General features: G+C 42.9%; 2 protein-coding genes and 1 pseudogene. 2 read left to right on the top strand and 1 reads right to left on the bottom strand.

Going from position 1 to position 1,470, the window contains the following annotated elements:
* Both VRK_RS07700 and VRK_RS07695 read left to right on the top strand, forming a co-directional pair.
* On the top strand, window positions 1-865 hold an 865-nt coding region (locus VRK_RS07700; RefSeq protein ID WP_197413073.1), incomplete at its 5' end, for an RHS repeat-associated core domain-containing protein.
* The gene (locus VRK_RS07695; protein ID WP_059120827.1) at window positions 865-1,143 is read left to right on the top strand and encodes a hypothetical protein; all 279 of its coding nucleotides are present in this window, start codon (window positions 865-867) and stop codon (window positions 1,141-1,143) included. The genes VRK_RS07700 and VRK_RS07695, both read left to right, overlap by 1 nt.
* 78 nt (window positions 1,144-1,221) lie before the next feature.
* On the opposite strand, the pseudogene VRK_RS21675 reads toward VRK_RS07695, so the two are convergent.
* Window positions 1,222-1,347, bottom strand: a pseudogene (locus VRK_RS21675) (SymE family type I addiction module toxin); the annotation flags it as partial.
* Window positions 1,348-1,470: the final 123 nt, after the last annotated feature.

Below are 1,470 nucleotides of genomic sequence, written 5' to 3'. Positions count from 1 at the left end.
CACCGGTGAAGGGGCAGACAATGCCACACCTTATTTCTATCACCTTGACCAGATTGGCACGCCGCTGGAAATTACTGATGCCACCGGTGCCGTGGCCTGGTCGGTGGATTACCACAGTTACGGCAATGTGGCTTACCAGCGCAAGGCAGAAATCGTCAGCCCGCTGCGTTTTCAGGGGCAGTATTATGATGCAGAAACGGGTTTACATTACAACCGTCACCGTTACTATAGCCCGAGCACCGGACGCTTTATCACCCCCGACCCGATAGGGCTTGCAGGTGGTTTAAACAACTACCAGTATGTGAAAAACCCGACGGGATGGATTGACCCGCTGGGGTTGACGCAGTGTGTGGGGGATTGTGCGGGGAATCCTTTGACTGCCGCTGAACAGTCGGCTGCTTATCAAGGTTCTGATCCTTATTTTGGAGTAGATAAATTAGAAGATATTTCTATACCGAAAGGAACTCAGCTAGCTCATATAACCTGGAAAGAGCAAGGTGGTATTACGGGTAATTATTTTACTACTCCAAGTGCAGTTGAAGTTAGTCGAGCCAAAGATGGATTAGTTAGTTCAAGGGCACTGAACCAAGGAGTTCAGGTATATGCTGGCGATGGACGAACTGACTATAAAAAATATGTTCAGATGTTTGAAGTGAAAGAAGATATTCCTATGGGAGGTGCGGCATTTGGTCCTACTAAAGCAAATCCGCAATTTAATCCGGGCCGCTATAAGACACATGATCAATACTTTATCCTAGATGAACATTTAATAAAGTTGGTGCCTGTTAAAGGCTCTTTAGAGGTCATGAAAGATACTAAAGCACCTGATATTTCTAATAAATTAGAAAAATTAAGGAATAAATAATGATCAAAATTGAAGCATATGCTCCAGATGGAATGCCAGATTACTATCATTTGCAACCTATAGTTGATTATTTACTGGAACATGGTAACGAATCTTGTAATTCATTTTTATGGGGTAATAATCGAACAGGATATTTTTGTCATTTAAAGAATGAAATTGATTTTGAACAGCTGTTAAAGGTTTTTGATATTCCCGATACCATTAAAGTTGATACTGATAAACAAACAATAGATTGCTTTAATACATATTCATTAATAAAAGGGAATATGGGGAATTAAATTTAACCCAGTTGACACATTCAAACCCCCTCAAAAAAACAGCCGGGCTAAAAATAGTCCCGGCTGTTTTCATTCATATCAACTGATGTCGGGGATGAGCATAATACAGTCTGCGGTAATCTTCGTCCCGGTCTCAAACCCGGCTTCCCGTAGCCACTGACCCTTGAGGTGAATATCCGGGGTGGCGGTACCACCCCGGTCAGGAACGTAGCCGACGAGTTACACCTTCTATTGTAAAACGAGCCGCAACCGCGGCTCGAAATCCAGACAAACCAATTAATTACACCAAATCCTCCCCGTCAATTTCTTGATGGTAGCGCACATAAT

Source organism: Vibrio sp. MEBiC08052, assembly GCF_001506075.1.
Taxonomy (GTDB): domain Bacteria; phylum Pseudomonadota; class Gammaproteobacteria; order Enterobacterales; family Vibrionaceae; genus Vibrio.
The sequence above is the reverse complement of the archived record's forward strand: the minus strand, read 5'-3'. Positions and strand labels throughout refer to the sequence as shown.

What these genes read in the sequence shown, in the direction of transcription:
- VRK_RS07695 (WP_059120827.1), top strand. Translation starts at nt 865, where the DNA reads ATGATCAAAATTGAAGCATATGCTCCAGATGGAATGCCAGATTACTAT.